At 65.0% G+C, this 5,103-nt stretch carries 6 protein-coding genes; 4 read left to right on the top strand and 2 right to left on the bottom strand.

Going from position 1 to position 5,103, the window contains the following annotated elements; translation table 11 throughout:
* Positions 1-282: 282 nt before the first annotated feature.
* Positions 283-495 (bottom strand): transposase, encoded by a 213-nt coding sequence (locus tag AB0C84_RS14960; RefSeq protein WP_143226954.1) that lies wholly within the window; start codon positions 493-495, stop codon positions 283-285.
* 1,252 nt (positions 496-1,747) lie between these two features.
* Between AB0C84_RS14960 and AB0C84_RS14965 the strand changes: the two genes are divergently transcribed.
* The 4 genes from AB0C84_RS14965 to AB0C84_RS14980 all read left to right on the top strand — a co-directional run bounded on the left by AB0C84_RS14965 (position 1,748) and on the right by AB0C84_RS14980 (position 4,618).
* The gene (locus tag AB0C84_RS14965) at positions 1,748-2,080 is read left to right on the top strand and encodes a MobC family plasmid mobilization relaxosome protein (RefSeq protein ID WP_089310674.1); all 333 of its coding nucleotides are present in this window, start codon (positions 1,748-1,750) and stop codon (positions 2,078-2,080) included.
* Positions 2,077-3,618: a hypothetical protein gene (locus tag AB0C84_RS14970; RefSeq protein ID WP_361065739.1), complete on the top strand. Its 1,542-nt coding sequence runs from the start codon at positions 2,077-2,079 to the stop codon at positions 3,616-3,618. The genes AB0C84_RS14965 and AB0C84_RS14970 overlap by 4 nt, the downstream gene beginning before the upstream one ends.
* 221 nt (positions 3,619-3,839) lie before the next feature.
* A complete protein-coding gene (locus AB0C84_RS14975; protein WP_361065741.1) occupies positions 3,840-4,406 on the top strand; it encodes a hypothetical protein in 567 nt (188 codons plus the stop codon).
* A 2-nt stretch (positions 4,407-4,408) separates the two neighbouring features.
* Complete coding sequence (locus tag AB0C84_RS14980; RefSeq protein ID WP_361065744.1) at positions 4,409-4,618, top strand: DNA-binding protein; 210 nt, start codon at positions 4,409-4,411, stop codon at positions 4,616-4,618.
* A 282-nt stretch (positions 4,619-4,900) separates the two neighbouring features.
* Here AB0C84_RS14980 and AB0C84_RS14985 read toward each other — a convergent pair.
* Positions 4,901-5,103: hypothetical protein (locus AB0C84_RS14985; protein WP_361065747.1), on the bottom strand; the 203-nt coding region annotated here is incomplete at its 5' end.

The following is a 5,103-nucleotide window of genomic DNA, read 5'->3' on the forward strand; positions in this document are numbered from 1 at the left end:
ATATACATCGCGATGCCGACGTAATCGGTGCAAACAGGTGTTGTCCCGCGGGCGGACTGCAGTTGATCAGTCCTCGCGAGCCGCGCTCGCAGTGGTTGCGTCCACGGATGTTGTTAATGAGTTTGGCCTGGTCAGAGGGTATGGCGTCGTGACGTGAGACGGCCATCGCGACGCGCGCCGCCCCGTGCTCCGCGTCCTTTGCTGGCCATCCTGGCCGGTTTATCGTGCGGCCGGTGTGAACGTCCCCGGGTATCACCGGCCGCACGACCCTGGTGGTGAGACCTAGTGACGCCGAGCCAACTCCTCACGCTCGGACTCGCTCAACGCCTCGCTCGCGGCCTCCCGCACACGGTCGGCCTTCATCCAGTTGTGCAGCGTGTAGGGGTTGATCTCCAGGCCCCGAGCGACCTGCGCGACGGGCTTGCCGGTCTCCTTGACGATCCGCTTCGCTCCCTCACGGAATTCCGGATCGAACCGGCGTCTCTTGTCTCCCACGACCCAACCATCTCTCTGATTCAGGTCTCCACGCCCCGAGGGGAAGGACACTTTGCGGCCGGCTGGCCCCTGCCCGCTGACGTAGCGACATGCCGCCGACGTCACGGCCGTCTCAGCTGCCTACTTGCCGGTTGCCGCCGCATCCTGCTGAGAGAGGCATGGCGGGGGACCGAAAGGCGCTGAGGCGGCGCCGATCTCCGTCGAGTGCTCAACCAGGACTCTCGCAGCAGGACCGGCGGGGCTTGACGCCGCTATCAGCTATACAAACCGCTGCCGAAGTGGACGGCGATCGGATTCGACCACGCCGTCCGCCGTCCGCGGACGAGCGGGTTCGCGGCGCGCGGCACACAAAGCTCGGTGATCGTTGGCGGCCTGGAGGACTCGGACCTCCATCAAGGGCCGCGGAGACTTCTGCTTGCAGTTCAACACCGTCAACAGTCGCCCTGTCCAGACCGTCCTGGTCCCAAGCGGCCGTCGCCGTATCATCGCACGGCCTGAGTTCCCGTTTCGCTGAGTGGGAGCGATACAGGTGCCGCCGACGGGGAAGGGTTTGGTCCGCGTTTGTCCGCCGCCCGTCCCCACTTGTCCACGGTCCGTCCGCAGTTTGTCCGCGCGGACGAACCGTCCGCCGTCCGCCGGGCGGACGTCGGACGGACGGCGGCGGACGAGTTGCGGACGGACCATCCGCCGCGCAGTGGACGAAGCCGGGACAGAGCGCGACGATCGTTGGCGCAGCATCAACGCCTCCCACGCGAGAGTTGCCCGGTGCGGCTCATCATCGGCGGCATCTTGTACGCGAGCTGCCCTTGCCTCCAATCGCCGTTGCGAAACCGGCATCGGTTCACCGCTCGAACCTGCCGTGATCGACCGGTCGACCTCCATAAAAATCTCGAGGGAGGCAAGGGTCGCAAACTCTCTGCACGCTAACTCCTGTAGCGTTGCTCCTGTCAATTGATGATCTGAACCGCCTGGTATTCAACGACACCGTTCGCCAGGGATTAGCGCTCTGCGATTGAATGTAGCATTGGCTGGCAGAATCGCCGACGACCCTGCTTTGAGGCTGCAAGGTAGGGCCGTGTCGCGACACGGTACGGACTCCAGGATGATCCATACCGTGTCGCTTTGCTGAGTCGACCGGGCGCGGTCCGACAAGCACGGCAGGAGATGGAACACGGACGAGGAACAGGTCAGCAGGGAGAGCAAGCTGCAACGACGTTCGCAGCTCACCGGAGGGCGTCGACGAGATCGGGAGATGAGATTCCGAGTAAGTGACGAGGAATATAAGGAGATCTGTGAGGCAGCCCATCGAGCGGGCGCCGCCTATGGAACATTTATCGTCCACACCGTACAGGCAGCCACTCGTCAGCACGGGTCCGGACAGCAACCGACTCTGGCGCTCTGTGAGGAACTGCGCAGCATCGCGCGACAGCTGAACCGTATCGGTGTGAACATCAATCAGATGGCCCGAATAGCGAACGCAACGGGACAGGCGCCTCAAGAACTTTCCGCTTCGTTAGCGTATCTGGAGAAGGTCCTTCGCAGGGTGGACGCCTCGTCTGTTGAGATAGGTCGGCTGCTGCGTTGATCGGGAAAGTGACACGCGGCCAAAGCCTCGCCCGACTGCTGTCGTACCTCTACGGACCAGGGAAACGTAACGAGCACGTCGATCCCCACCTTGTTGCAGGGTTCCGCCTGCCCATAGCTCTGGAGCCCGGAACGGACGTCAGAGGCGACCGCGACTACCGGCATCTAGTCGGAGTCCTGACCTCTCCGCTCGACACCCTTCGTCATACGCCGCTTGCCTTGCCGATCTGGCAGTGCTCGATCAGGGCAGCGCCCGCGGACCGACGCCTGTCGGATGAAGACTGGGCCGACATTGCTGAGGAGGTCATGCACCAGACCGGGTTGGCGCCGCGAGGTGCTGATAGAGCATGCCGCTGGATCGCGGTCCGCCATGCCGAGGACCACATCCATCTCGTTGCCGTCCTGGCCCGCGAGGATGGACGCAACCCGAACCTTCGTCGCGACTACTTCAAGGTCGCCCATGCCTGCCACATCGTCGAAGACCGCTACGGCCTGACCCCAACCGCACCCGCCGACCGCACAGCAGCGCCCCGACCAACCCGAGCCGAGACGGAACTCGCTCACCGAAAGAACTGGTCGGAACCGCCCCGCAGTACCCTCCGCCGGCGCGTTGCCACCGCAGCTGCCGGAGCTGAGACCGAGGACGACTTCTTTGTCGCCCTTGAGCAGGCTGGAGTGCTGGTCAAGGTCCGTGAGAGCGTCCGCACTCCCGGAGAGATCACGGGCTACGCGGCCGCGCTTCCCGGTCACACCAACCAAGATGGTCAACCGGTCTGGTTCTCCGGTGGCAAGCTCGCCGCCGACCTCACCCTTCCCAAACTCCGCTGTCGTTGGTCGGCTCCTGAGGAAGGCAGGCACTTCGACCCGCGCTCATTGGGCCAAGTGAAGCTGACTCGTCAGGAGCGAGATGCTGCCTACCAGCAGGCCGCAAGAGCTGCCGCGACAGCCACCTGGCAGATGCGCCACATCCATGACCCTGCCGTCCGCGCCGACCTAGCCGCCGCGGCCTCCGACGTCCTCCACGTAACCGCGGCCATCACCGGCAACCGGGAACTCGCCCGCGCGGCCGACTTCTATGACCGAGCAGCTCGCGAACCCTACGGGCGCCAGTCCCCCACCACGCCCTATGGCACGAACCTCCGTACGGTTGCGCGGGTTCTGGCTCTGTCCCAGATCGGAGGGGCGCACAGTCATCGCCCGAGCCTCGCAGGCGTCCTCTCCGATCTGATCGTGCAGCTCGCTGCCCTTATCGAAGCGATCGCGGAGCACCGGCAATCGCAGCAACGCTTCGCCCAAGCAGCTGCAGCCCGTAAGGCTGCTGCCCAGCTCACCCGACTCCGCCAACCGACCCCACGGCCGACAAACCCGACGTTGTTCCGGGCGCCGGCCAACGACACACCCGAGCACAACCCGGCGCGACTCGCTGCTGCCGGCTTCCCCCTGCCCTTCCCCAACCTAGAGGCAGACCGCCCTCACCGATCTACCAGGCCCGCGCCTGCACCGCCGGCGCGCACCACCCCTCGCCGCCCATCGCAGTAGCGACCAGAGAAGTTGGCGCCACACCGGTACCGGTCGTGGCGTAACGATGGACGCCACCGCATACTAACGGAGCGTAAACAATCGTAACGATATGCAGATGTGCGCCAGTGCGGCGTCCGAGATGACGAGCCTGCGCACCCTCATCCCACCCCACAAGGAAGGCGAAGCCATGGCCGAGCACAGCCCGCGCACGTACCCCAACGCCACAAGGAGTCACCCACATGACCGACGAAACGAAGGCTCCCTCGACCGCTCGTAACGACGAAGAGACCACACGTCTCGCGACCAACTTGTACGAACACGTCCGCCAGCTCAATCACGCCACCGCCGGCCCTCCGAGCCTCACCCTCCCCGCCACCGCTTACACCATCCTCGGCAACCTCAGCGCAGCCACTTACGGCCTCGACCAGCTCCTCGAGCAGATCAACCGCTTCTTCCTCCGAGAACTCCAAGCCGACCGCCTCGGTCACGACCGCGGTGAAGACCTGGCTGTCGTTCTGGACCGCCACGGTCGAGCTCTGGCCGAAGCAAGACCCCTCCTCCAAGCTCTCTGCTCGGCCCTTAGCGACGCACAATCCACCATCAATGCCGTCCATTCCCGCCCCATCCGCAGAGGCGCGGCGTCCCCGACCACCCAAGACAACACGTACGAGGACGACGCTGGCGTAAGAGTGGCGGCCAACGACTTCCCGAGACCGATCACTGACCCGACACTCCTCGTACCGCCTGCGGTCAGCGAACGAAGCGTCCCCCTCGACTCTCGCCGCGCGCACACTCAGGAGGCGTGAGCATGGAACCGATGACCCATGAGGAGTTGGCGGCTCTCCCAACTACCACCACCATCGAGACGGCCGCCCGAGCCCTCGGCCTCGGCCGAACCCGCGCCTACCAGCTCGCCCGCGAGAACCGCTTCCCCTGCAAGGTCATCCGCATAGGCACCACATACAGAGTAGTTACAGCTGACCTCCAACGCCTCGTGGCTGGCGCCGACAACAGCTGAATGCCTGACTGGAAACCCCTGGACTTACACTTCGCTGAGGGCGCTGATGACTTCGTGAAGAAGTCCGCCGTGGCACTGAAATATGAGACGCGCTCCGAGTACCGACGCGGCCGCGGCCGGCGCTCCGTCCCTAAGACGGGGGGACGCCGGTCGCGATACCACATGGGCGCTTTCTCAGCCGTGGCAGGAGTTGTCGAGCCGCCTCCGCTGGGACGCCGGGATGTAGAGCGTGGGCTGACCTTCGATGGTGATGAACTCGGCCAGGGCCGAGAGGTCCAGGTCTCACTCGACGAGCCGCCGCTGCTCGTAAACGCGCTTGGCGCGGGCGATCTCCTCCTTGGCCTGAGCCGTCGTCCAGGAGTTGACCCGGCGAAGCTGCGCGCCGATTAGGCTGACCTGCTCGCTGACCTGCTCGCTGACCTGCTCGCTGACCTGCTCGCTGACCTGCTCGCTGACCTGCTCGCTGACCTGCTCGCTGACCTGCT

This window comes from Actinomadura sp. NPDC048955 (genome assembly GCF_040649435.1).
Classification (GTDB): domain Bacteria; phylum Actinomycetota; class Actinomycetes; order Streptosporangiales; family Streptosporangiaceae; genus Spirillospora; species Spirillospora luteofluorescens.

What these genes read in the sequence shown, in the direction of transcription:
- AB0C84_RS14965 (WP_089310674.1), top strand. Translation starts at nt 1,748, where the DNA reads ATGAGATTCCGAGTAAGTGACGAGGAATATAAGGAGATCTGTGAGGCA.
- AB0C84_RS14975 (WP_361065741.1), top strand. Translation starts at nt 3,840, where the DNA reads ATGACCGACGAAACGAAGGCTCCCTCGACCGCTCGTAACGACGAAGAG.
- AB0C84_RS14980 (WP_361065744.1), top strand. Translation starts at nt 4,409, where the DNA reads ATGGAACCGATGACCCATGAGGAGTTGGCGGCTCTCCCAACTACCACC.